Genomic DNA, 22,560 nt, shown 5'->3' with positions numbered 1-22,560 from the left:
CGGATCTGGCGCCCGCGCTGGTCCCGCGAAACCTCGCGCGTGCGGCACAGGGTAGTACAAGATCAACTTCACTCTGACGTGTGGATACCACTACCTAGAGCTTCAGCTCACCGATAGCCTCCTTCGCCACCGTACGTGCCTTGATGCTCTGCTTCTGGTTGGTGGTCACGACTACCGCGTTCCCACCCTTCGCGACGGCGTAAACGGCGCCTTCGCCGGAGGGTTGGTAGCCGCCCTTCCAGCCCGCCGGTTCGTCGGCGGGGTTGGAGGTGTCGATGGGCGCCGCCTGATCCACCAGCGCCTTCGCCACGGCGGGTTCCCCGACGTACACGCGCACGGTGAGCTGCAGTTTCCCGCTGAGCGCGTAGAAGAAACACGTCGGATGCGGCTGGTCGGCCGAGGTCTTGACCTTGGAGACCTTCTGCCCGTTGGCGTCCGAGACGAACTCGTTGCCGAGGTACGGGCACGGGCCCTTGCCGGTGGGTTCCGGGGCGGGCGGGATGCTGGGCGCCGGGGTGTTCGACGGCGCGGGCGAACTCGCCGCGGGCGGCGGCTGTTCCGTCGGCCCGCAGGCCGCCAGCAGCGGCACGACGAGCGGCAAGATCAGAAGACGTCGCATAGTGGCGTCCAGTGAAGCAGATCGCCGTTCGTGCGACGATGGCCGTGCGCGAGGAGTCTTCGGGAGGCGTCAGTGCTCAGCAAGGAGCAGTACCTGGGTGCGGTGGCAGAGCGCATCCAGCGCAGCGGGGGCAGGCTGAACACGGTCCAGATCGGCCCGAGCGCCGCCGTCGTGGGCCTGTTCACCGAGTCCGTGATGATGTCGACGATGAACTACTGCGTGGTCGCCGCGGCGATCCCGGAGGTGACCGCGCCCGCGCTGTACGACTTCACCGGGCTGGCGACGCAGCACGCGCGCGCGAACGTGATGGGCACGGTCGGCTGGACGGCCGCTTCGGTGGTCATCGCCGGGCTGATCGGCGACCGGGTGTACCCGGACGCCGCGCAGGCCGCGTCGGCGAAATCCGGCAACCAGTTCGGCGGCGAGACCCGCATGGTGGCCGTCGACGTTTCGGCGGCGCAGATGTACGCGTTCGTCGGCGGGAAGCTGTGGGGCGCCGCGGTACAGGGTTCGGTCAACGCGAAGCTGACGTTCTGTTTCCCGCAGCCCGCCGAGGTCTATCAGCAGGTGCAGTGGGCGCAGTCGCAGGGCCAGCAGCCGCCGATGCCACCAGGGCCGCCCATGCCTCCACCAGGACAGCAGCCGCCACCCGGCTGGCAGCCCCAGCAGCCGCCACCGCCGCAGTACCCGGTCGGGCCGCCGCCCGCGCAGGGTCCGCCGCCGGGCCAGCATCCGCCGCACTATCCACCGCCCGCGCCCGGTTACCCGCCGCAGCGCCCGCCGGGGTACTGATGGATCGCACGTTGCGCGGCTGGCCTTCGTTCCCCGAAGAACTCCCGGAGTTCGACACCGAGGCCACACCCGCGACCCCGCGCGAGCTTTTCCTGGAATGGCTCAATGAGGCGGGGGAACACGTCCTGGCGCCGCACGCCGTCACTCTGTCCACAGTGGACGCCGACAGGATGCCGGACGCGCGCGTCGTGATCCTCAAGGACGTCGACGGCGACACCTGGGCGGTCGCGACGAGCTCCGAAAGCCCGAAAGGGGTTCAGCTGGCGAAGAATCCGTTCGCCGCGCTGACCTTCTTCTGGCCGGGACGCGGCCGTCAGGTCCGTCTGCGCGGCCCGGTCGCCGTCGCCGATCCCGAGGTGTCCGCGGCCGACTTCACCGCCCGGCCGCCGGCTTCCCGGGTGGAGGCGTTCATCGGCAGGCAGTCCCAGGTGCTCGACGACCCGGCCGATCTCGACCGTGCGGCCGCGGAAGCGGAGCGGTGGGTCGAGGAGAATCCTGGCGTGGCACCGGAAACCTGGACCCGCTATCTGGTGACGCCGTCCGAAGTGGAGTTCTGGCAGGCGAGCCACGACCGGCGGCACCGGCGGCTCCGCTACCGGCGCGCGGACGGGACCTGGCACAAAGAACGCCTCTGGCCGTAAACGGTAACTGGGAACGACGATCGTCGGGTTGTCGTGGACGATTCACTTCGGCGACGGTGAACCCACCTTGTCCCCAGATCGTTCGGAGGCGAAATGTCCACACGCCGTCGCATCGGGGGCGCCTTGGCCGCCACAGGGCTCGCCCTGCTGGCCGTCACGACGCCCGTCGCGAGCGCCCAGACCGGCGACCCGGCGAGAGGGCTGTATTCGGTGGAGGGCGCGTCCACCCCCGACAAACGCACCGAGGTCGCCCGCACCGGCGTCGACGTCGCGGGCTCGCGCGGCGGCGCGCTGACCATCGTCGCCACTCCGGGACAGGCCGCCGCCCTGCGTGCGAACGGCTTCGGACTGAAGTCGCTCGGCGACTTCGACAGCATGCTGAAACAGCGCAGCGGTCGGGCGGGCACCGCGGCCGTCGCGGGCGACTTCCCGCCGGGCGACGAGGCGTACCACACCTACGCCGAAACAACCGCGGAGCTGCAGAAGGCCGCGAAGGACCACAGCGACATCGCGACCCTGTCGAGTGTCGGCAAGTCCTACGAAGGCCGTGAGCTGAACCTGCTGAAGATCAGCGACAACGCGGGCACGGACGAGAACGAGCCCGAGGTCCTGTTCACCTGCAACCAGCACGCGCGCGAACACCTCACCACCGAGATGTGCCTGCGGATCGTGCAGCGGTTCACCAGCGGGTACGCGAGCGATCCGGCCATCAAGAAGATGGTCGACGAGCACGAGATCTACGTGATCCCGAACGTCAACCCGGACGGCTCCGAGTACGACATCACCGGCGGCGAGTACCAGGGCTGGCGCAAGACGCGGAAGCCCGTTCCCGGCAGCAGCGCGGTCGGCACCGACCCGAACCGCAACTGGGACTACAAGTGGAACTGCTGCGGCGGGTCGAGCAACAGCCCGTCCGCCGAGGACTACCACGGTCCGTCGGCGTTCTCCGAGTCCGAGACCAAGGCGGTCGCGGCGTTCATCGACTCCCGCGTGGTCGGTGGCGCGCAGCAGATCAAGACGCACATCGACTTCCACACCTTCTCGGAGCTGGTGCTCTGGCCTTACGGCTACACGAAGGCCGAGACCGACACCGGTCTGAACGAGGAGGAAGCGAAGCGCTTCGCCGACGTCGGCAAGCAGATGGCGGGCACCAACGGCTACACGCCCGAGCAGTCCAGCGATCTGTACGTCACCGACGGCGACATCAACGACTGGGCGTGGGGCAAGCACAAGATCCTCAGCTACACCTTCGAGATGTACCCGAAGGACGGCGGGATCGACGGCTTCTACCCGCCCGCTTCGGTGATCCCGGAGCAGACCGCGCGCAACGACAAGGCCGTCGACATCCTCATCAACGAGGCGAAGGCCTGAGATCGGCCACTCGCGACGCCCGGCTCTTCGGCGAATCCAAGCTGAAGCTCCGGGCGTCGCCGAGTTGGTCACGGACGAATTCTTCGGTCTTCGCGATCGTCTCGCGCAACGCGGCGTCCTCTTCGCCGAAGAACTTGTGGACGATCTTTCCGGCTTCGGTGTCGAACTCCCACAAGCCGGCGATGCGGCCCCTGTCGACGATCACGTGACTCGGCGGATCCGCCTGTCCGCCCAGCGTCTCCCCCGGCCGTCCGCCGGGCACCGGGCGTTCGACGTCGGCGTCCGCGAGCAGCCGTGACATCTCGCGGTGCAGAAGATGGATGCCGTCGATCCCCGCGAGCAGCGCGTACGACGGCTCCGACGGCACGGTGAACGCGGCGAACTCGTCCGCGAGTTCCTTGGGCATCACCAGATCGGTGCCGTCGAGCGGCACGAGTTCCAGCTGTTCCGCGATCTTCTTCGCGCTCGCCGCGGTGAAACCGGAGAACCAGCGGAAATGCCTGAGCGACGCCGGAGCCGCCCACGAGAAGTACCGCCGGGCCAGTTCGGTCCGCGCGGTGTCCATATCGGACAGTCCGCCACGCGGGGACGGCGTCCACCGGACATAGCCGTAGCGCTGCTGATCCAGCCGGCCGTTGACCGGGACCCGGCGGATGTCGCCGCGCGCCTGGAGCAGGCCGAGCGCGAGCGGCAACGTCGTGGTGGTGCCGCGTTTGCGGCCCGCCTCCCCCAGATCGCGCACCGCGGACCCGGCGGCGTCCTTGATCGCGGCCGGACCGAGCGGTTCGTCCGAAGCGTCGAGCAGATCGGCGACGGTGACGCACAGCTGCTCGATCTCGGCCTGTGTGACGCCGAGGTACTTCTCCGCGGCCACGAGTTCACCCGCCGGTGCCGCGGCCCCGACGGTCAGGCCGAGTTCGAAATCCGCCGACGGCAGGACGTAAGTGCAGCCGCGCGCCGAAGGCAGCTCGTGGATGGCCAGCCGGGCGACGTCCGCGTCCACCGTCTCGCGATCCAGACGGGCTCTGGCGAACAGCCCGAGATAGGGCGCCGAACCGCCGACCGAGCGCATCCAGCCGGTCCGTTCCAGTACCTCGGCCGCCGATGACCCGAGCAGCGATCCGTCGAGACCCTGCCGATGTGCCCACCACGCGCGCAGCTTGTCGGTCGCCATGAGTTCCACGGTATGGGCACTTGGTGACACCTCGCAGCCTGGCACGATGGACGGATGCTGGTCGAGCTGGCAATCGGCGACGCGTACGGGGGCTCCTTCGAGCACGCGTACCCGGGCTTCGTCGCGGAGCACAACAACCTGACCGGTTACGTGCCGCATCACGGGCTGCCCGGTGCCCCGGCCGGTCGCTACACCGACGACACGCAGATGACGATCGCGATCGCCGAGGTGCTCGTCTCCGGGCTGCGATGGACGCCGCTGCTGCTCGCCGAGCAGTTCGTGCGGGCGTATCACCGCGATCCGCACGACGGCTACGCGCCGCGTTTCCATCAGCTGCTCAGCGAGGTCCGCGACGGCGAAGAGCTGCTGCGACGGCTCCGGCCGCAGAGCGACAAGAGCGGCGCCGCCATGCGCGCCGGGCCGATCGGGGTCCTGCCGACCGTCGACGACGTGCTCTATCACGCGAAACTGCAGGCCAGGATCACGCACGACACCCCGGCCGGGATCGCCGCGGCGCAGGCGGCCGCGCTGGCCGTGCACTATTGCCACCATCGGGTGGGACCGCTTTCCGAGATCGCGAGGTGGATCGAAGGGATCCTTCCCGAGGATGTGGGGCACGGCGGCTGGGCGCTGCCGTGGTCGGGCAAGGTCGGGCCGCAAGGCTGGATGAGCGTGCGCGCGGCGCTGACCGTGTTGACCGGCGGCGGAGGACTCGCCCGGATGCTGCACTCCGCCGTCGCGCTCACCGGCGACGTCGACACCGTCGCGACGATCGCGCTGGCCGCCGCTTCACGTTCGCCCGAGGTGGCACAGGATCTGCCGCCGGTGCTGTGGCGCGACCTGGAGAACGGCGAGTTCGGCCGCGACCATCTGGCGAAACTCGACGAGCGGCTGCTGCGCGTCTGACGGACAGACTCGAAAGTTAGGGTGACCTAACCTAGACTGATCACATGGATTCCTTGACGCCGGTTCGCGAAGCCGCCGATCATTTCGGGCTGGCGATCTCGACCCTGCACTACTGGGAGCGCCGCGGGCTCATCACCGCCTTCCGCCGCTCGGGACAGCGGTATTACGACGACGATCAGCTGTACCGCATCGCGCTGATCAAGCACTGGCGGCGGATCGGCGGGCTGGGTCTGGCCAGGATCACCGAGCTGCTCGCCGAACAGCACCGCTGGCGGGACGTGGTGACGGGACGGCTCGCCGAGATCGAACGGGAGCGCGCGCGGCTCGACACCGCGCACGACTACCTGGTCGAACTGCTCACCTGCCGCCGTGACGGGAACCTTGAGGACTGCCCCTGGTTCCGCGACCGGGTCGATCTGCCCGCGCACGCGGCGGCGAGCTGAGCCCGGGCATCGTCACCGCCGCGACCACCGCGGCGGCCGCGAGACAGGCGGCGGAGGCGAGGAACGCGGCGGTGTAACCGTGCACCAGCGCCTCGCCCTTCGGCAGGCCGGACGGCGAACTCGCGGTCACGGCCGCCGCGAGCGCGGTCAACGCGGCGAGCCCGAGCGCGCCGCTGGTCTGCCGGACCGTGTTCAGCAGACCGGCGGCCAGGCCGTTCTGACGTTCCGGGACGCCGCTCGTGGCGGCCATGGTGATCGGGGTGAAGGCCGCCGCCGTCCCGAAGCCGAAGACCATTCCGGGCACCAGCACGGAAACGACGTAGGAAGCGTGCGCGCCGGCCAAGGCCGCGATCGCGGCGAAACCCACCGCGCCGAGCGCGCAGTACAGCGCCGCCGCACGCCGGGGCCCGATCCGCACCGACAACCCGCCCGCCGTCCGCGCGCCGGCGAACATCGCCACCCCCATCGGCAGGTAGGCCAATCCCGCCCGCATCGGCGAGTATCCGTGGACATCCTGCAGGTACAACGAAAGCAGGATCGGGCTGGCGAGGAAACCCAGTCCCAGCAAGAAGATCACCACGTTCCCGCTGCTGACCGAACGCAGCCGGAAGATTCCGAGCGCGACCAGCGGTTCGTCCGCCCACCGGTGCTGGTGCACCAGGAAAACGGCGAGCAGGACGAGCCCGCCGGACAGCGGGAGCAGCACGGACCCGCTTCCCCAGCCGTCGGACGACGAACGCATCACCGCGTAGACCACACCGACGAGTCCCGTCGCCGACAACACCGCGCCGAGCACGTCCAGCCTGCCGCGAGGACGGCTTCGATCCCGAAGCGGCAACACCGTTCCTGCGACGAGAACGGCCACCACTCCGATCGGGACACTGACGAAGAACACCCAGCGCCAGCCCGCCCACTGCGTCAGCAAGCCGCCGATCACCGGCCCCGCCGCGGCTCCGGCCGCGCCCACCGCGCTCCAGGTGCCCAAGGCCCGCGCACGACGGGCGGGTTCGGTGAACGTCGTCGTCAGCAGGGACAACGTGACCGGCATCAGCAGCGCGCCGCCGAACCCTTGCACCGTGCGGGCGACGAGCAGTGTTCCCGGGGAACCGGCGAGCCCGGCGGCGAGCCGCGCGACGGTGAACAGGCTCATCCCGAGCACGAAGATCCGCCGGACCCCGAATTCGTCGCACAACCGTCCGCCCAGCAACAGGAACCCGGCGAACGCGAGTGTGTACGCGTTCACCACCCACGTCAGCGTGCCTGCCGAGAAGCCGAGGCCGAACCGGATCGAGGGCAGGGCGACGGAAACGATCGTCGCGTCGAGGATGACCACGAAGGATCCTGCGCAGGCCAACGCGAGCACGGCGCCTTCACGTTTCATACCGGCAGCGTGCACGCTGAAGCACGCTTGAGGGCAAGCCCGCGCTACCAGGAAGGCCGGTACCGCAGGCCTTGCTCGTAGTACTGGTCGTCGGATTCGGGCTGCTCGTCCGGTGCGAGCCCGGCCGGTTCCTCCGACCGGTCCTTGAGCACCACGTTCTCAGTGCTCGCGGGCGGACGGCGGGAAACCGGGACCGACGGCGCGACGGTTTCCCCTTCCTGTTGGAAGGAAGGAGTGAACCCGAGCCGCCAGCGGAGCCTGTCCGTGATGTACCCGGCGTTGCCGATCGGCGCCATCAGCTCCGCGCTGCGTTTCGCGGATCCTTGCTGCGCTTCCTGATAGGTCCGCATCACGGTGTCCGCGATCTCGGCGGGCGACATCCGCGACGCGGCTTCGCCCACTCTGAGCCGCGTCATCACGCCGTCGGTGTTGACCGAAACGGAAACGGCACCGTCCGGTGAGGACGCGTCGACCGAGAGGGCGGCCAGTGCCTCGAGCATTGCTTGCCGGTCGGCTGGCGGCTTCTTGGCCGCCGGTTCGTCAGCCACGATCCTCCATCAGTCGGTCGGCAGCGGGGAAAGTTCCATCGGCGGTTCCTGGAACTTGCCGTCGTTCGAGATGTCGACGTTCTTGTCCCGGACCCGTTTTTCCGTTCCCTTGTCGGTGTTTTCGGTTTCGAAGTTGCCGGGATCGAAGGTCTCGCCGGGGCTGACGTCCGGCGGTTCGGGGATGATCGGCAGGTTGTTGATCTCGGTGTTGATCTTCGAGATCAGGGATTCCGACGCGCGGAACATGGCTTCACGGATGTTGACCACACCGTCGTGGAAGCTGTTGTAGATCATTTCGGGGCTGTCCCCGACGATCGCGGCGTTCTCGGAGACCAGGGTCGAGAGCCCGGCACCGGCCGCCGCACCGGCGACCTGCACACCGTTCGCCGTGGTGAAGAACGTCGCCGCGGTGAGTCCTGCCGGTGGCGCGGCCGCCACGAGCAGAGCGGTGACAGCGGCGGCGAAGGTCGCGGCCAACGCCTTCACCAAGGCGGATTCGTCCTGCCGTTCCTTGTCGTCCCGGTATTTTTCCGCCGCGGTCAGAAAGGAGGCGGCGAGAGTGCTCAGGTCGGCCCGTGCGGTCGCGATGGCGTCCCGCGCGGCCACGATGTCGGCTTCCAGCACGGTGAGTTTGGTACCCACGCGGGAATAGGTGTTCACGAGACCCTGGATGTAGCTCTTGGCGGTCTCGGCGCCTTCACCGCGCCACTTGAGAAGCAGGACCAAGGACCGGTCGAGCGGCGCTTTCGTGTCCTGGAAAGCGTTCCAGAGACCTTCGTAGGCCTCGATCATGGGCTGCAGACTGTTCTCGCCGACGAGCTGCGCGTCGGAGAATTCGAGGAAGAAGTCGCGGATCTGTTCCTTGCGCCCACCGCTGAAATCCGCGTCGCTGCCGAACATCCACGGCTGGAAAAGGAGGTCGACGGCCGTGAAGGCCTTCTCGGCGCCCGCTTGGAGGTCGTGGGTGATTCCTTCGAGGAGTTTGCTGTTGTCGCCGAAGCCGGAGTTGGTCTCCGCGTCCAAAGCGTTGAAATACCCGTCCACGCCGCTACCCCTGGTTCCCGTACGCCGCGCGGTTCACTCGCTGCTTGTTGTCCTCGTCCACGGCTTCGTAAAGTTCGGCGACCCTCGCCAGCGCCTGTGAGGCGTCCTGCGTGCTGCGGAGCAGCTTCCCGAGCATCTTCTCGACGGCCTGGCGGTGTTCCTCGTACGCCGCCGAAACCCCGCGCATGCCCAGCGTCTTCCCGAACGCGGTGTCCGGCGCGAAAAGGCCGGGCATGAAGCCACCCGTGACCGGGTCGGGAGCCGGCACGTCCTGGCCCCGCACACCGGTGTGTGCGGTGCTGACGATGTCCGCGGCATTCTGCAGTTCCTTGCTCGACAACCTGAGATCGTCGAGGTCGGTTTCGAAACTGACCATGTTCACCTCGCTGTCCGGATTCCACCCCCATGTAAGCAGCGTTGACTTGGCTGGGCGCGCGACTTCGTCATCCGCGTACGGTGACGAACGTCACCACTCAGACGCAGACCCAGCAGTAGAGGTGATCACCCCGGGTCTTGGCGTCGCGGGCGAGTTCCGCGAGGCCGGTCAGCACGTCGGCCAAGTCGGCGGGGTCGGCCTCGCCGCCGAACTCCTCGGTGCGGGACCAGGGTTCGGCCACCTCGCGCAGGCGAGCCTCGTCGGCGTCGGACAGCGTGGTAGCCAGCTCTTCGGTCAGCGCGACGACCAGGAGCGCACCGTCATCGGCCATGGCGACAGGTTCGATGGAGCGGCCGATGACGGTGTCGTAGTCGACCCCGGTCAGCAAGGATTCCAGCGTGCCCAGCTGCACGAACGGGTCCACACCCTTGAGCTGGACGGTCGGCAAGGACGCCTCGGACGGCCCTCCGACGAGGTCGATCGTGGCGGCCGCGGCGTCGTTGTCCGGCGCGGCGAAGTAGTCGAAGAGAACACCCATGCGCGCATTCTGGTGGAAACGAGAAGGCCACCCGCGGTACGGGTGGCCTTCTCGGTTTTCGGAGTGGAGCTGAGGGGAATCGAACCCCTGACCCCTGCCTTGCAAAGGCAGTGCTCTACCAATTGAGCTACAGCCCCGGATCGCAGGCGATCATGATAACCGCCTGCGCCGAAATCAGTTGTTGCGGGACGCGTCCGCGGCCTTGGCCGGAGCGCTTCCGTTGGTGGAGGCGGATCCCAGCGGACGCTCGGTGGGAGCGGTGGCCTCACGCCAGAGGTCGGCCTCGGCCTTGGCGGCCTTGTTGCGCTTGATCACGAACAGCACGCCGCCCGCGATGACCGCGAGTGCCAACAGCTTCTTCATCAGAAGCCCCCTCTTTCCGCCGAGTTGCTCCGCTTACCCACCGATGCTACTGCACCACGTTCCACGTGGAACCGTCCCCCACGGCAATGGGCCACCGCGGCCACAACGACCACGCGCCCCAACGCTGGGGGGTCCAGGGGGGCGAAGCCCTCCCTGGCGGGGGTCTGGGGGTTCGACCCCCAGAAATGACAAACGCCCGGTCGCGGTTTGTGATTTCCACAAACACGACCGGGCCAACCGGGTGGGCCCACCAGGACTTGAACCTGGGACCTCTTCGTTATCAGCGAAGCGCTCTAACCGCCTGAGCTATGGGCCCGAACGAGGAGAAGATTACAGGACGTCTTTCGACGCCCTGCAACCGGGTCACTCTCGTTCGGAAAGGGTCACTTCCAGGCCTCCGGCGAGGTCGGCGGAGACGTTGTAGATGAAGGCGCTGACGGTGGCCAGCGCCGAGATCAGCACGATGTTGATGGCGCCGAGGATGGCCGCGATCCCGAAGACGCGGCCGGCGCTGATCAACGGGTCGGCCGGCGCGTCGGCCCCTTCTCCGCCGACGAGCGACGAGTAGGTCCCGTTGAGTTTGTCCCAGACGCCCATGCCGTCGAGGACGGTGTAGAGGACGCCGACGGCGACGAGCCACACGAAGAACAGCGCGACGCCGAGGACGAGGGACAGTTTCAGCACCGACCAGGGGTCGAAGCGTTTGATCTGCAGGCTGGCGCGACGCGGTCCGCGGCCGGGGCGGCGGAGCGCGGTGGGGGCGGCACGGGTGCGGGAGGCCGACGGGATGGCGGAGGGGGCGGGCTCGCCCTCTCCGCTGTCGCCGAAGAGCCTCTTCGCGGCTGTGCCGCTTACCCCGTGATAGTCGGTCACGGTTGTCGCGTCCCGCTTCGGTTCCGAGTGGGCCACGTCTTCGGTGGCGACCGAAGACACCGAGACCGTCTGCTCGCTGGAGCCTTCGGGTTCCCCGGCGCCGCTGTCACGCTGCCAGGGTGGGCTCGAAGAACCCGCCTGCGCGCCGCCTGCTTCGGGCTTCTCGGATGGTGTCACGAGGTGTCAGTCCTTACCCAGTACGTGGGGCGTCGTCTATTCCTGCTCCGACGCCGGGGTTTCTTCTCCTTCAGCACTACCTGCAGTGGCGACGTCTGAGGGCTCGTCCGCGTTGCGTGCGACCGCGAGAAGAGTGGTTCCTTCGTCGAGATTCATCAGCCGCACTCCCTTCGTCTGCCTGCCGGCCTTGCGCACCTGTCCGGCCGAAGTCCGGATCACCCCGCCGCTGGAGGTGATCGCGTAGAGCTCGTCTTCGGCGTCGACGATGACCGCTCCCACCAGCCTGCCACGTTTCTGGTCGTACTGAATGGTGAGCACACCCTTGCCGCCGCGGCCCTGCACCGGGTAGTCCTCGGTCGGCGTGCGCTTGGCGTAGCCGCCGCCGGTGGCGACGAGGAGGAACTTGTCGGGCTGGACGACGTTGATGCCGAGCAGCTCGTCGCCGTCGTTGAACCGCATGCCGAGCACACCGGACGTCGCGCGGCCCATCGGGCGCAGGGCTTCGTCGGTGGCGTGGAAGCGGATCGACTGGCCTTCCGCGGACACGAGGAGCAGGTCGTCCTCGGCGGCCGCGAGGACCGCGCCGACCAGTTCGTCGCCTTCGCGCAGGTTGACGGCGATGAGGCCGCCGGCGCGGTTGGAGTCGAAGTCGGTGAGCTTGGTCTTCTTCACCAGGCCGCGGCGGGTCGCGAGCACGAGGTACGGGGCGACCTCGTAGTTCGGGATCTCGATGACCTGGGCGATCTGCTCGTCGGGCTGGAACGCGAGCAGGTTGGCGACGTGCTGGCCGCGCGCGTTACGGTTGGCCTCGGGCAGGTCGTACGCCTTCGCCCGGTACACGCGGCCCTTGTTCGTGAAGAACAGGATCCAGTCGTGCGTCGAGCAGACGAAGAAGTGCTGGACGATGTCGTCCTGTTTGAGGGTCGCGCCCTGGACGCCCTTGCCGCCGCGTTTCTGCGAACGGTACAGATCTGTTTTCGTTCGCTTGGCGTAACCCGTGCGGGTGATCGTGACGACCACGTCCTCGACGGCGATGAGGTCTTCGACCGAAACCTCGCCGTCGAACGGGATGATCTTGGTGCGCCGGTCGTCGCCGTACTTGTCGACGATCTCCTGGAGTTCCTCGGCGATGATCGTGCGCTGCCGCTCGGGCTTCTCGAGGATGTCCTTGAGGTCGGCGATCTCGAGTTCGATCTCGGCCAGGGTGTCGATGATCCGCTGCCGCTCCAGTGCCGCGAGGCGGCGGAGCTGCATGTCGAGGATCGCGGTCGCCTGGATCTCGTCGACGTCGAGCAGGCTCATCAGGGCGGGCCGGGCCTCTTCGGCCGAGGGCGAGCGCCGGATGAGGGCGATGACCTCGTCGAGCATGTCCAGCGCCTTGACCAGACCGCGCAGGATGTGGGCGCGTTCCTCGGCCTTGCGCAACCGGAACCGGGTCCGGCGGACGATGACGTCGATCTGGTGCTTCACGTAGTGCCGGATCATCTGGTCCAGGCGCAGCGTGCGGGGCACGCCGTCGACCAGTGCCAGCATGTTGACACCGAAGTTCTGCTGCAGCTGGGTGTGCTTGTACAGGTTGTTCAGCACGACCTTGGCGACCGCGTCACGTTTGATGGTGACGACGATCCGCATCCCGCTGCGGCTGTTGGACTCGTCGGCGATGTCGGAGATACCGGTGAGCTTGCCGTCGCGGACCAGGTTCGCGATGTTCTCCACCAGGTTGTCCGGGTTGACCTGGTACGGCAGCTCGGACACGACGAGGATCGTGCGGCCCTTGGCGTCTTCCTCGACCTCGACGACCGCGCGCATGCGCACGGAGCCGCGGCCGGTGCGGTAGGCGTCCTCGATCCCGGAGTTGCCGAGGATCATCGCCTTGGTCGGGAAGTCCGGGCCCTTGATCCGGACCAGCAGCGCGGCGAGCAGCTCGTCGTCGCTGGCTTCGAAGTTCTCCAGCGCCCATTTGACGCCGTCGGCGACCTCGCGCAGGTTGTGCGGCGGGATGTTCGTCGCCATCCCGACCGCGATCCCGGAACCACCGTTGACCAGCAGGTTCGGGAACCGCGACGGCAGGACGTCGGGCTCCTGGGTGCGGCCGTCGTAGTTGTCGGAGAAGTCGACGGTCTCTTCTTCGATGTCCTGCAGCATGTGCATCGCGAGATGCGCCAGCCGGGACTCGGTGTACCGCATGGCGGCGGCGGGGTCGTTGCCCGACGAACCGAAGTTGCCCTGGCCGTCGATCAGCGGGTACCGCAGCGACCACGGCTGGGCGAGCCGCACCAGCGCGTCGTAGATCGCGGAGTCACCGTGCGGGTGGTAGTTGCCCATCACGTCGCCGACGACGCGGGAGCATTTGTTGTACCCGCGGTCGGGGCGGAAGCCGGAGTCGAACATCGAGTACAGCACGCGGCGGTGCACCGGCTTGAGGCCGTCCCGCACGTCCGGCAGCGCCCGCGACACGATGACGCTCATCGCGTAGTCGATGTAGGAGCGCTGCATCTCCTGCTGGATGTCGACCGGTTCGATCCGGTCGTGGTCCGGAGCAGGCGGCAAGGTTTCCGTCATGAGGTCCTTCTCGTGGGAGCAGTCCTAAGGGGACAAAGAGGAACGGGGACGCCTACACGTCCAGGAAGCGCACGTCCTTGGCGTTACGCGTGATGAAGGAACGGCGCGCTTCGACGTCCTCGCCCATCAGGACGGAGAACAGGTCGTCGGCCTGCGCGGCGTCGTCCAGGGTGACCTGGCCGAGCAGCCGGTTCGCCGGGTCCATCGTGGTCTCCCACAGCTCTTCGGCGTTCATCTCGCCGAGACCCTTGTAGCGCTGGATCGCGTCGTCCTTCGGCAGCTTCCGGCCGGCCTCGACACCCGCCTGGATGACCGCGTCGCGTTCCCGGTCGGAGTAGGCGTACTCCGGCTCCTGCCGCGGCCACTTGATCTTGTACAGCGGCGGGCGGGAGAGGAACACGTGCCCGTGCTCGATCAGCGGGGGCATGAACCGGAACAGGAAGGTGAGCAGCAGCGTGGTGATGTGCTGGCCGTCCACGTCGGCGTCGGCCATCAGCACGATCTTGTGGTAGCGCAGCTTCTCGATGTCGAACTCTTCGTGGATACCGGTGCCGAGCGCGGTGATCAGCGACTGGACCTCGGTGTTCTTGAGGACGCGGTCGATACGGGCCTTCTCGACGTTGATGATCTTGCCTCGGATCGGCAGGATCGCCTGGTACATCGAGTCGCGGCCTTCCTTGGCCGAACCGCCCGCCGAGTCACCCTCGACGATGTAGAGCTCGCATTCCGACGGGTTGGTCGAGCGGCAGTCCTTGAGCTTGCCGGGCAGCCCGCCGATCTCCAGCGCGCCCTTGCGGCGGACCAGGTCCCGCGCCTTGCGGGCGGCCATCCGCGCCTGCGCCGAGGAGATCGACTTGTTGATGATCGTCTTCGCCTCGGTGGGGTTGCGCTCGAACCAGTCGGCCAGCCATTCGTTCGAGGTCTGCTGCACGAACGTCTTGGCCTCGCTGTTGCCCAGCTTGGTCTTGGTCTGGCCTTCGAACTGCGGCTCGGAGAGCTTGATCGAGACGATCGCGGCGAGTCCCTCGCGCACGTCGTCACCGGAGAGGTTGGCGTCCTTCTCCTTGAGCAGCTTCTTCTCGCGCGCGTACGCGTTGACGACGCGGGTGAGCGCGGCGCGGAAACCCTCTTCGTGCGTGCCGCCCTCGTGCGTGTTGATCGTGTTGGCGAAGGTGTACACCGACGGCGTGAAGCCGTTGTTCCACTGCATGGCGACCTCGACCTCGAGGCCGGTTCCCTTGGCCTCGAAGGAGATCACGGACGCGTGGATCGGGTCCTTGCTGCCGTTGATGTGCTTGACGAAGTCTTCGAGACCGCCCGGGTAGCAGTAGGTCTTCTCCTTGACCCGCGCCGCCTGGCCGGAAGCGTCCGTTTCGGTCTCTTCGTCGGCGACGCGCTCGTCGCGCAGCGAAAGGGTCAGGCCCTTGTTGAGGAAGGCCATCTCCTGGAGACGCCGGGAGATCGTCTCGAAGTTGTACGTCGTGGTCTCGAAGATGTCGCCGTCGGCCCAGAACGTGATGGTGGTGCCGGTCTCGGTCGCCGGGCCCAGGTCCTGCAGCTCGCCGGGGATCTGGTCGGTGTACTCCTGACGCCAGCTGCGGCCGCCGTACTTGACCTCGGCGACGAGCTTGGTCGAGAGCGCGTTCACCACCGAGACGCCGACGCCGTGCAGACCACCGGAGACGGCGTAGGAATCGCTGTCGAACTTGCCGCCCGCGTGGAGCACGGTGAGCACGACCTCGAGGGTCGGCTTCATCTCCTTGGGGTGCATGTCGACCGGGATGCCGCGGCCGTCGTCGACGACGCGCACGCCACCGTCGGCCAGCAAGGTAACCTCGACCTTGGTCGCGTAGCCGGCCATCGCCTCGTCGACGGAGTTGTCGACCACCTCCTGGACGAGGTGGTGGAGGCCGCGTTCACCGGTGGAACCGATGTACATACCGGGACGCTTGCGGACGGCTTCGAGGCCTTCGAGCACCGTGATCGACGACGCGTTGTACTCGCTCTTGTTCTCGGTCACAGGCGTTGATTCTCCTCGTCTCGCCCGAGCGGACGCTCGCTCATCCCCAGTGTACTTGGCCGCGTCCGCAGACATGCGGCAAGGACACCCCTGATTTGCTCACAGGCGCGCTAATTCGTTCGAAGAAGAGTCTTGACGTTCGCGAAGCACTCTGAAGGCGTTCTCGGCGCTTTAATGGGCACTGTCGCGGCGAAGCGCAACTCGGGTCAGCCGTACGTGTCACGCGGGCCACGTCCCGGGACGTGCCGCGGCCCTTTCCGCCAGCTGGGCGCCGTCGGCCCTTGGATCCGCATCTTCTTCACCACGCCGTTCCCGACGCCCTTGGCGATCTTCGCCAGCAGCTGCCCCTGAAGCAGGCGAAGCTGCGTCGCCCACGCCGTCGAACTCGCGCGGACGGTCAGCTCGCCGTCCTTCAAGGCCACTGGCTGAGCGTGTTCAGCGACCTCTTCACCCACCAGGCGGGCCCAGTGGCCGAAGACCTGACCGTTCGCCAGCCGCGTGTTCCAGCCGCGGTCGACGGCGATCCGGGAGGCGAGCCTGCCGAGCGGTTGCGGGTCGCGTGCGTCGGCACCCGGCCCTGACCAGCGACGACGTCGCGGGCTTTGGCCGACCGAACCGGCTCCCCCTCCGGTGATACGGCCGCGGCGCACGCCCGGTTCAACCCCGCGGGCCTTCGCTTTGGCCTTCGCGGCGTCGAGAGCCGCCCGAGCAAGATCACGACCCGTAGTCGGTTCTTTGCTTTCGGTATCGGTTGAGCCGTTCGATACCGAGGGGCGATCACTCCGCGTATCGAACAAGGCTCCCTCACTCGGGTTACCACCCGCGTGAGGGGTGTCAAGCCGCTTATCAGGCCCCTTGGTCACGCGGGGCGATAACGCGTTCACGGTGTTATCCACACTGTCCACAGGTTTGTCCCCAGATCGGTGGGCAACTGCTGTGGCGCCGATCACCCGGGGTGTCCACTTCGCGGGATCACCCTCGGTTGATCTCACCATCCGCCACGAGGAAGCGATGTCCGGCCAGTTCGGCGGGCACGTCCTCGTCCACGGCGGCGGTCACCAGCACCTGCTCGGCGCCTGCCGCCACCTCCGCCAGCCGGGCCCGGCGACGCCGGTCCAGCTCGGCGAACACATCATCCAGCAGAAGCACCGGTTCCCCGGCCTCGCCACGCAGGAGCTCGTAGCTTCCCAGACGCAACGCGAGGGCGAACGACCAGGACTCCCCATGGCTCGCGTAGCCCTTCGCCGGCGCTTCGCCGAGGATGAGATCGAGCTCGTCCCGGTGCGGGCCGACCATGCTCACCCCGCGTTCGAGCTCCAGGTTCCGCGACCGTTTCAGCGCTTCGACCAGCACTTCTTTGAGGACCGCTTGGTCGGCGCGAGGACCGTCCGGAGTGCCGTAGCCCTCTGGCATCGCTTCGCCCAGGCTCGACTTGTACGCGATCTTCGCCGGTCTCGAATCGGGCGCGACCCCCATGTACGCGGAGGCCGCGTACGGCGCGAGGTCGGCGATCAGGTTGAGCCGGGCCGCCAGCAACGCGGCCCCCGCCACCGACAAGTGGTCGTCCCAGACGTCGAGCGTCGACAACGCGTACGGGTCTTCGCGCCCCGTACGCCGCTTGCCGGCTGTCTTCAGCAAGGCGTTCCGCTGCTTCAGCACCTTCTCGTAATCGGCGCGGACCCCGGCGTACCGGGGAGCGCGCAGCACGAGGAGTTCGTCCATGAACCGACGGCGCTCCCCGGGATCCCCGCGCACCAGTGCCAGATCCTCCGGGGAGAACAGCACCGTGCGCAGGATCCCGAGTACGTCGCGGGGCTTGCCGACCGCGCCGCGGTTGACCCGCGCGCGGTTCGCCTTGCCGGGCGTGATCTCCAGCTCGACCGTCAGCTCGCGGTCCTCGTTGACCACCGCGACCCTGATCAGCGCGCGTTCGCACCCGTGCCGCACCAACGGCGCGTCGGTCGCGACGCGGTGCGAGCCCAGGGTCGCGATGTAGCCGATCGCCTCGAGGAGGTTCGTCTTGCCGCGGCCGTTCTGTCCGACGAGGACGGTCGGGCCGGGTTCGAGCGCGAGATCGGCTTGTGGCCAGGACCGGAAGTCGGTGACCTGCAGATGTCTTAAGTACAACCCGCTTGCCTAGTCGCCGGCCTTCTTGACCGAGTGCCCGCCGAACTGGTTGCGCAGCGCGGCGACGGCCCGCATCGCGGCGGAGTCCTCCTGGCGCGAGGCGAACCGGGCGAACAGCGCGGCCGAGATGACCGGCGCCGGGACCGCGTTGTTGATCGCCTCTTCGAGAGTCCACCGGCCTTCGCCGGAATCCTCGACGTAGCCCTCGAGGTCGTCCAGCTCCGGGTCCTCGTCGAGCGCGCGGACCAGCAGGTCGAGCAGCCACGAGCGGACGACGGTCCCCCGCTGCCAGCCCTTGATCACCGCGGGCACGTTCTCGACGACCTTCGCGGCTTCGAGCAGCTCGAAGCCTTCGGCGAAGGCCTGCATCATGCCGTACTCGATGCCGTTGTGGATCATCTTCGCGTAGTGACCCGAGCCGACGGCGCCGGCGTGCGAGAAGCCCTCGTCACGCGGACCCTCGGGACGAAGCGCGTCGAAGATCGGCATGGCCTTCTCGACGTCCGAAGCCGCGCCGCCGACCATCAGGCCGTAGCCGTTGTCCTTGCCCCACACGCCACCGGAAACCCCGCAGTCGAGGTAACCGATCTTCTTCGCGGCGAGCAGGTCCGCGTTGATCCGGTCGTCGGTGTACTTCGAGTTGCCGCCGTCGATCACGAGGTCGCCCTCGGACAGCAGGTTGCCGAGCTCCGCGACGGTCTGCCGCGTCGGTTCGCCGGCGGGCACCATGATCCAGACGATCCTGGGACCGTCCAGTTTGGACACCATGTCCTCGAGTGAGGTGGAGTCGGTGACGTCGGGGTTGCGGTCGTAGCCGACCACCTCGTGACCGGCCGCGCGCAGCCGCTCACGCATGTTGAACCCCATTTTGCCGAGGCCGATGAGTCCCAGCTGAGCCATGAAGATCCCCTTTGGTGCGAACAGAAGTGGAGGCCGGTCAGCCCGGGAGGCGAACCGGCATCAGGAGGTACAGGTAGCCGGGGACGACGTTGCCCTCCTCGTCGGCGGGCTTGATCAGCGCCGGCCGGTTCGGGGTGGTGAACGTCAGTTCCGCCCGGTTCGCGTTCAGCGCGCCGAGCCCGTCGACGAGGTAACCCGGGTTGAACGCGATGGTCACCGGCTCACCCTCGTAGTCGACCTGAAGCTCTTCCTCGGCCGAACCCTCGTCGTCGCCACCGGCGGAGAGCCGCAGCGAACCGTCGTTGAACTCCAGCCGCACCTGGGTGCCACGCTCGGCGACGAGCGAAACACGCTTGATGGACTCGGCGAGCGCGGAGACCTCGATGACCGCGCGCGACGTGTGCTGCGCGGGCAGCAGCTGCCGGTACGGCGGGAACTCCGCGTCGAGGAGGCGGGTCGTGGTGTAGCGACCGGAACCGGAGAGACCGAGCAGGCCTTCGCCGCTGGCGAGCGCGAGCCGGATCTTGGCGCCGCTGGCGCCGAGCGTCTTCGCGGCCTCGGCGAGCGTGCGCGCCGGGACGAGCACGGCGGCGTCGGACAGACCCTCGGCCGGCTCCCAGGTGAACTCGCGCATCGCGAGCCGGAAGCGGTCGGTGGCGACCAGGGTCAGCGAGGAGCCGGAGATCTCCAGGCGCATCCCGGTCAGCATCGGGAGGGTGTCGTCCTTGCCCGCGGCGACGACGACCTGGGTGACGGCCTGGCCGAACGCGTCACCGGTGAGTTCGCCGGCGAAGGCGGGCTGGGACGGGAGCTGCGGGTAGTCCTCGACCGGCATGGTCGGCAGGGAGAAGCGCGCGGAGCCGCAGGTGATGGTCGCGCGGGCGCCGTCGACGGAGATCTCGACCGGCTGCGCGGGCAGCGACTTGGTGATGTCGGCCAGCAGACGGCCGGAGACCAGCAGACGGCCGCCGTCGGCGATGGTGGCCGGGACGCCGACCGTGGCGGAGACCTCGTAGTCGAATCCGGAGACGGTGAGGGCGTCACTCGTCCCGTCGGATCCAGCATCGAGCAGGACACCGCCCAGAACCGGGACCGGAGGCCGCGACGGGAGGCTTCTCGCCACCCACGCGACGGCGTCGGCCAGCCCGTCACGCTCGACGCGGATCTTCATGCGCGCTTCCTTTCGACAGCCGAGCCCCTGACGGCTCGAAAGCTCAACGGGTCACCTCGGCCGGAGAGCGCGATGGCCAGGTGCCTCGCAGGTGTGTTCGGTCCGTGCGAGGACGCGAACGCACGTCGACACGCAGACCAGGTGCAGGGACCCACGTTAGGCCGTCCCCGGGGTCCACGTCACCTCGGCCTCCCCTTGCTTTTGTCGACAAGACGACACGGCTCACCGGCTGTCCCCAGATTCGTCCTTCGCCTGTTTTTGTTTTGTTCTCTTCTAGAGAAGAAGAAAAGACAGCAGTAGTAATAGGCGTTGTGGATTGTGTGGACAAGGCTCGTTCGCGCAGGTCCGGCCGCCTCTGAGCCTGTGGACTCAGGGTGTGTACGGACGGTGGACAGCTCGGTGCGTCCGTGGATGGATTCGGGCGGCGCTCGATCTGTCCACAGTCATCCACAGTTGTCCCCACGGTTATCCCCAGTTGTGGGGCGGTTTGTACCCAGGGTTGTGGGCGCCGTTCGTGACCGGAATCGCTCGGGAGAGTGATCCGTGCAGCCTGCATCACCCTTGTGCACAAGATGTGGGCAACCTGGGGACAGCGTGTGGATCTTGGTGTGGAAATGCTGTGGATCGCCTGTGAGTGCGATGTGGACGGAAATCCCGTCGCCGCTGGTCCGCCGACCGCCGGAGTTGTGCACAAGCTGCCCACAGCATGTGGATTCCTTTGTACACAAGGAAAAACGCGAAGGCGACTCAAGCGCGCTTCGCCTCCTTCGCGCCCTTCGCCGCTTCTGCTCGTGTACCCGTGCTTCGCAGCTCTACACGCGGTTCGGGCCTATGTGGACACGAAGAAGGGGCTCCCACCTGGACGGTGAGAGCCCCTGAAAGCGTTGTGTACTGGAGGATTACTGCCGGGCGCGCTGCTTGATCCTGGAGGTCAGCTCCTGGACCTGGTCGTAGATGCGCCGTCGTTCGGCCATCTCCTTGCGGATCTTCTTGTCCGCGTGCATGACGGTGGTGTGGTCGCGGCCGCCGAAGGTCTGCCCGATCTTCGGGAGCGACATGTCGGTCAGCTCGCGGCAGAGGTACATCGCGATCTGGCGTGCGGTGGCGAGCGCCTTCGTCTTGCCAGGGCCGCAGAGGTCGTCGAGCGTCACGTCGAAGAACTCGGACGTGACACCCATGATGGTCGGCGCGGTGATCTCCGGCGCGTGCGAATCCGGGATGAGGTCCCGGAGCACGATTTCGGCGAGGGCCACGTCGACCGGCTGCTGGTTCAGCGACGCGAAGGCGGTGACGCGGATGAGCGCGCCTTCGAGTTCCCGGATGTTCGCTTCGACGCGCGAAGCGATGAACTCCAGGACCTCACCGGGAACCGCGAGCCGGTCTTGCGCCGCCTTCTTGCGAAGGATCGCGATACGCGTTTCGAGTTCCGGCGGCTGGATGTCGGTGATGAGACCCCACTCGAACCGCGTGCGCAGCCGGTCTTCCAGCGTTTCGAGGCGCTTCGGCGGGCGGTCGGAGGAGACGACGATCTGCTTGTTCGCGTTGTGGAGGGTGTTGAAGGTGTGGAAGAACTCTTCCTGCGTACCTTCTTTCCCTTCCAGGAACTGGATGTCGTCGACGAGCAGGATGTCGATGTCGCGGTAGCGGCGCTGGAACGCGACCTTGCGGTCGTCTCGCAGCGAGTTGATGAAGTCGTTGGTGAACTCTTCGGTCGACACGTACCGCACGCGCATGCCGGGGAACAGCCGCTGGGCGTAGTGCCCGACGGCGTGCAGCAGGTGGGTCTTCCCGAGTCCGGACTCTCCCCAGATGAACAACGGGTTGTACGCGCGCGCCGGCGCTTCGGCGACGGCGACCGCGGCCGCGTGCGCGAAACGGTTCGAGGCACCGATGACGAAGGTGTCGAACGTGTACTTCTCGTTGAGCTTCGTCTTCGACGTCTGCGGCTGCGCCGGCGCGGTGTAGGGCTGGCCCGCGATCGGCTGACCGGAGAACGTCGGCCAGATCTCGGTCACGGCGGCGAGGGCCTCGCCCTCTTCGTCGACTTCTTCATCGCTGTCATCGCCATCGTTGAGGCTGTTGTCCACCGGCTGCTGCCTCGGCGGCCTCGGCTTCGGAGGCTCGGGCCGGGGCCTGGTCGGGGACAGCATGCCGTCACCCTCGGGCAGCGGAGGAGTACCCGACACCGGGCCGGACCCGTTTTCCACCCGGCTGGGTGACGTCGGTTCGTAGCGAGGGCCGGGCGAGGGCGGGGGCATCGAAGTGTGGGGTTCGGTGCTGTCGACCTTCACCGCGAGCGAGACCGCGCGGCCGAGCCGGCGCGAAAGGGCTTCGGTGATCGCTCCGCGCAGGGCGCGTTCGATCGCTTCCTTGGCGAAGTCACTGGGGGCGGCGAGGAGCGCGGTGCCGTCGAGGAGGCCGATCGGCCGGGTCACCCGCATCCAGGCGCGCTGCTGCGGGGAGAGGGTGCCATCCGACAGCTCGCGCACGACCTGTTCCCAGATGACGCCAAGATTGTGCTGGTGATCGGACAC

At 67.7% G+C, this 22,560-nt stretch carries 21 protein-coding genes and 2 tRNA genes; 5 read left to right on the top strand and 18 right to left on the bottom strand.

Features of this window, described 5'->3' with window-relative positions; all coding sequences use genetic code 11:
- Window positions 1-94 precede the first annotated feature (94 nt).
- Window positions 95-619, bottom strand: coding sequence for a DUF2020 domain-containing protein (locus tag AJAP_RS00115; protein WP_037333956.1), 525 nt, complete (start codon window positions 617-619; stop codon window positions 95-97).
- A gap of 72 nt (window positions 620-691) precedes the next feature.
- Here AJAP_RS00115 and AJAP_RS00110 point away from each other — a divergent pair, with 72 nt between their 5' ends.
- The 3 genes from AJAP_RS00110 to AJAP_RS00100 all read left to right on the top strand — a co-directional run bounded on the left by AJAP_RS00110 (window position 692) and on the right by AJAP_RS00100 (window position 3,423).
- Window positions 692-1,411, top strand: a complete 720-nt coding sequence (locus AJAP_RS00110; protein WP_034321947.1) for a hypothetical protein — start codon at window positions 692-694, stop codon at window positions 1,409-1,411.
- Window positions 1,411-2,052 carry a pyridoxine/pyridoxamine 5'-phosphate oxidase gene (locus tag AJAP_RS00105; protein ID WP_038507048.1) on the top strand — a complete coding sequence of 214 codons (642 nt, stop codon included), beginning with the start codon at window positions 1,411-1,413 and terminating at the stop codon, window positions 2,050-2,052. The genes AJAP_RS00110 and AJAP_RS00105 overlap by 1 nt, the downstream gene beginning before the upstream one ends.
- Before the next feature lie 93 nt (window positions 2,053-2,145).
- On the top strand, window positions 2,146-3,423 hold the full coding sequence (locus tag AJAP_RS00100) for a M14 family metallopeptidase (RefSeq protein ID WP_084097978.1): 1,278 nt from the start codon (window positions 2,146-2,148) through the stop codon (window positions 3,421-3,423).
- Here the strand turns inward: AJAP_RS00100 and AJAP_RS00095 are convergent.
- On the bottom strand, window positions 3,404-4,597 hold the full coding sequence (locus tag AJAP_RS00095; RefSeq protein ID WP_038507045.1) for a DNA glycosylase AlkZ-like family protein: 1,194 nt from the start codon (window positions 4,595-4,597) through the stop codon (window positions 3,404-3,406). The genes AJAP_RS00100 and AJAP_RS00095 overlap by 20 nt on opposite strands.
- Window positions 4,598-4,651: 54 nt before the next feature.
- Here AJAP_RS00095 and AJAP_RS00090 point away from each other — a divergent pair, with 54 nt between their 5' ends.
- Together AJAP_RS00090 and AJAP_RS00085 are read left to right on the top strand one after the other, a co-directional pair.
- Window positions 4,652-5,503, top strand: coding sequence for an ADP-ribosylglycohydrolase family protein (locus AJAP_RS00090; RefSeq protein ID WP_038507044.1), 852 nt, complete (start codon window positions 4,652-4,654; stop codon window positions 5,501-5,503).
- 44 nt (window positions 5,504-5,547) lie between these two features.
- Window positions 5,548-5,946 (top strand): helix-turn-helix domain-containing protein, encoded by a 399-nt coding sequence (locus tag AJAP_RS00085; RefSeq protein WP_038507041.1) that lies wholly within the window; start codon window positions 5,548-5,550, stop codon window positions 5,944-5,946.
- Here the strand turns inward: AJAP_RS00085 and AJAP_RS00080 are convergent.
- The 16 genes from AJAP_RS00080 to dnaA form a co-directional block, all read right to left on the bottom strand.
- The gene (locus tag AJAP_RS00080; RefSeq protein WP_038507037.1) at window positions 5,861-7,327 is read right to left on the bottom strand and encodes a DHA2 family efflux MFS transporter permease subunit; all 1,467 of its coding nucleotides are present in this window, start codon (window positions 7,325-7,327) and stop codon (window positions 5,861-5,863) included. The genes AJAP_RS00085 and AJAP_RS00080 overlap by 86 nt on opposite strands.
- 44 nt (window positions 7,328-7,371) lie before the next feature.
- Complete coding sequence (locus tag AJAP_RS00075; RefSeq protein ID WP_038507034.1) at window positions 7,372-7,875, bottom strand: YbaB/EbfC family nucleoid-associated protein; 504 nt, start codon at window positions 7,873-7,875, stop codon at window positions 7,372-7,374.
- Between the two features lie 9 nt (window positions 7,876-7,884).
- Window positions 7,885-8,919 carry a hypothetical protein gene (locus AJAP_RS00070; protein WP_038507031.1) on the bottom strand — a complete coding sequence of 345 codons (1,035 nt, stop codon included), beginning with the start codon at window positions 8,917-8,919 and terminating at the stop codon, window positions 7,885-7,887.
- Between the two features lie 4 nt (window positions 8,920-8,923).
- Window positions 8,924-9,295, bottom strand: coding sequence for a hypothetical protein (locus AJAP_RS00065; protein ID WP_038522075.1), 372 nt, complete (start codon window positions 9,293-9,295; stop codon window positions 8,924-8,926).
- A 97-nt stretch (window positions 9,296-9,392) separates the two neighbouring features.
- On the bottom strand, window positions 9,393-9,833 hold the full coding sequence (locus AJAP_RS00060) for a hypothetical protein (RefSeq protein ID WP_038507028.1): 441 nt from the start codon (window positions 9,831-9,833) through the stop codon (window positions 9,393-9,395).
- A 64-nt stretch (window positions 9,834-9,897) separates the two neighbouring features.
- Window positions 9,898-9,970 (bottom strand) — tRNA-Ala (locus tag AJAP_RS00055).
- 37 nt (window positions 9,971-10,007) lie between these two features.
- Complete coding sequence (locus AJAP_RS00050; protein WP_034321928.1) at window positions 10,008-10,196, bottom strand: DLW-39 family protein; 189 nt, start codon at window positions 10,194-10,196, stop codon at window positions 10,008-10,010.
- A gap of 242 nt (window positions 10,197-10,438) precedes the next feature.
- Window positions 10,439-10,512, bottom strand: a tRNA-Ile gene (locus AJAP_RS00045).
- 47 nt (window positions 10,513-10,559) lie between these two features.
- Window positions 10,560-11,246 carry a DUF3566 domain-containing protein gene (locus tag AJAP_RS00040; RefSeq protein ID WP_038507022.1) on the bottom strand — a complete coding sequence of 229 codons (687 nt, stop codon included), beginning with the start codon at window positions 11,244-11,246 and terminating at the stop codon, window positions 10,560-10,562.
- A gap of 36 nt (window positions 11,247-11,282) precedes the next feature.
- The gene (gyrA, locus tag AJAP_RS00035) at window positions 11,283-13,808 is read right to left on the bottom strand and encodes a DNA gyrase subunit A (protein WP_038507019.1); all 2,526 of its coding nucleotides are present in this window, start codon (window positions 13,806-13,808) and stop codon (window positions 11,283-11,285) included.
- A gap of 52 nt (window positions 13,809-13,860) precedes the next feature.
- Entirely contained in the window at window positions 13,861-15,828 is a 1,968-nt protein-coding gene (gene gyrB / locus AJAP_RS00030) for a DNA topoisomerase (ATP-hydrolyzing) subunit B (protein WP_038507016.1), read from the bottom strand.
- A gap of 206 nt (window positions 15,829-16,034) precedes the next feature.
- Window positions 16,035-16,625 (bottom strand): DciA family protein, encoded by a 591-nt coding sequence (locus tag AJAP_RS00025; protein WP_051972288.1) that lies wholly within the window; start codon window positions 16,623-16,625, stop codon window positions 16,035-16,037.
- A 175-nt stretch (window positions 16,626-16,800) separates the two neighbouring features.
- Complete coding sequence (gene recF / locus AJAP_RS00020; RefSeq protein ID WP_016330462.1) at window positions 16,801-17,955, bottom strand: DNA replication/repair protein RecF; 1,155 nt, start codon at window positions 17,953-17,955, stop codon at window positions 16,801-16,803.
- 9 nt (window positions 17,956-17,964) lie between these two features.
- A complete protein-coding gene (gnd, locus tag AJAP_RS00015) occupies window positions 17,965-18,855 on the bottom strand; it encodes a phosphogluconate dehydrogenase (NAD(+)-dependent, decarboxylating) (RefSeq protein WP_016330461.1) in 891 nt (296 codons plus the stop codon).
- 37 nt (window positions 18,856-18,892) lie between these two features.
- Window positions 18,893-20,026, bottom strand: coding sequence for a DNA polymerase III subunit beta (gene dnaN, locus AJAP_RS00010; RefSeq protein ID WP_020632653.1), 1,134 nt, complete (start codon window positions 20,024-20,026; stop codon window positions 18,893-18,895).
- Between the two features lie 899 nt (window positions 20,027-20,925).
- Window positions 20,926-22,560 (bottom strand): chromosomal replication initiator protein DnaA, encoded by a 1,635-nt coding sequence (gene dnaA / locus AJAP_RS00005; RefSeq protein ID WP_038507005.1) that lies wholly within the window; start codon window positions 22,558-22,560, stop codon window positions 20,926-20,928.

It is taken from the genome of Amycolatopsis japonica (assembly GCF_000732925.1).
Taxonomy (GTDB): Bacteria; Actinomycetota; Actinomycetes; order Mycobacteriales; family Pseudonocardiaceae; genus Amycolatopsis; species Amycolatopsis japonica.
Note: the sequence above shows the minus strand (reverse complement) of the source record. Positions and strands in the feature narration are given on the sequence as shown.

Excerpts from the sequence above, each read along its gene's own strand:
- AJAP_RS00115 (WP_037333956.1), bottom strand. The coding sequence starts at position 619 with ATGCGACGTCTTCTGATCTTGCCGCTCGTCGTGCCGCTGCTGGCGGCC.
- AJAP_RS00105 (WP_038507048.1), top strand. The coding sequence starts at position 1,411 with ATGGATCGCACGTTGCGCGGCTGGCCTTCGTTCCCCGAAGAACTCCCG.
- AJAP_RS00100 (WP_084097978.1), top strand. The coding sequence starts at position 2,146 with ATGTCCACACGCCGTCGCATCGGGGGCGCCTTGGCCGCCACAGGGCTC.
- AJAP_RS00095 (WP_038507045.1), bottom strand. The coding sequence starts at position 4,597 with ATGGCGACCGACAAGCTGCGCGCGTGGTGGGCACATCGGCAGGGTCTC.
- AJAP_RS00090 (WP_038507044.1), top strand. The coding sequence starts at position 4,652 with ATGCTGGTCGAGCTGGCAATCGGCGACGCGTACGGGGGCTCCTTCGAG.
- AJAP_RS00085 (WP_038507041.1), top strand. The coding sequence starts at position 5,548 with ATGGATTCCTTGACGCCGGTTCGCGAAGCCGCCGATCATTTCGGGCTG.
- AJAP_RS00080 (WP_038507037.1), bottom strand. The coding sequence starts at position 7,327 with ATGAAACGTGAAGGCGCCGTGCTCGCGTTGGCCTGCGCAGGATCCTTC.
- AJAP_RS00065 (WP_038522075.1), bottom strand. The coding sequence starts at position 9,295 with ATGGTCAGTTTCGAAACCGACCTCGACGATCTCAGGTTGTCGAGCAAG.
- AJAP_RS00060 (WP_038507028.1), bottom strand. The coding sequence starts at position 9,833 with ATGGGTGTTCTCTTCGACTACTTCGCCGCGCCGGACAACGACGCCGCG.
- AJAP_RS00050 (WP_034321928.1), bottom strand. The coding sequence starts at position 10,196 with ATGAAGAAGCTGTTGGCACTCGCGGTCATCGCGGGCGGCGTGCTGTTC.
- gyrA (WP_038507019.1), bottom strand. The coding sequence starts at position 13,808 with ATGACGGAAACCTTGCCGCCTGCTCCGGACCACGACCGGATCGAACCG.
- gnd (WP_016330461.1), bottom strand. The coding sequence starts at position 18,855 with ATGGCTCAGCTGGGACTCATCGGCCTCGGCAAAATGGGGTTCAACATG.
- dnaN (WP_020632653.1), bottom strand. The coding sequence starts at position 20,026 with ATGAAGATCCGCGTCGAGCGTGACGGGCTGGCCGACGCCGTCGCGTGG.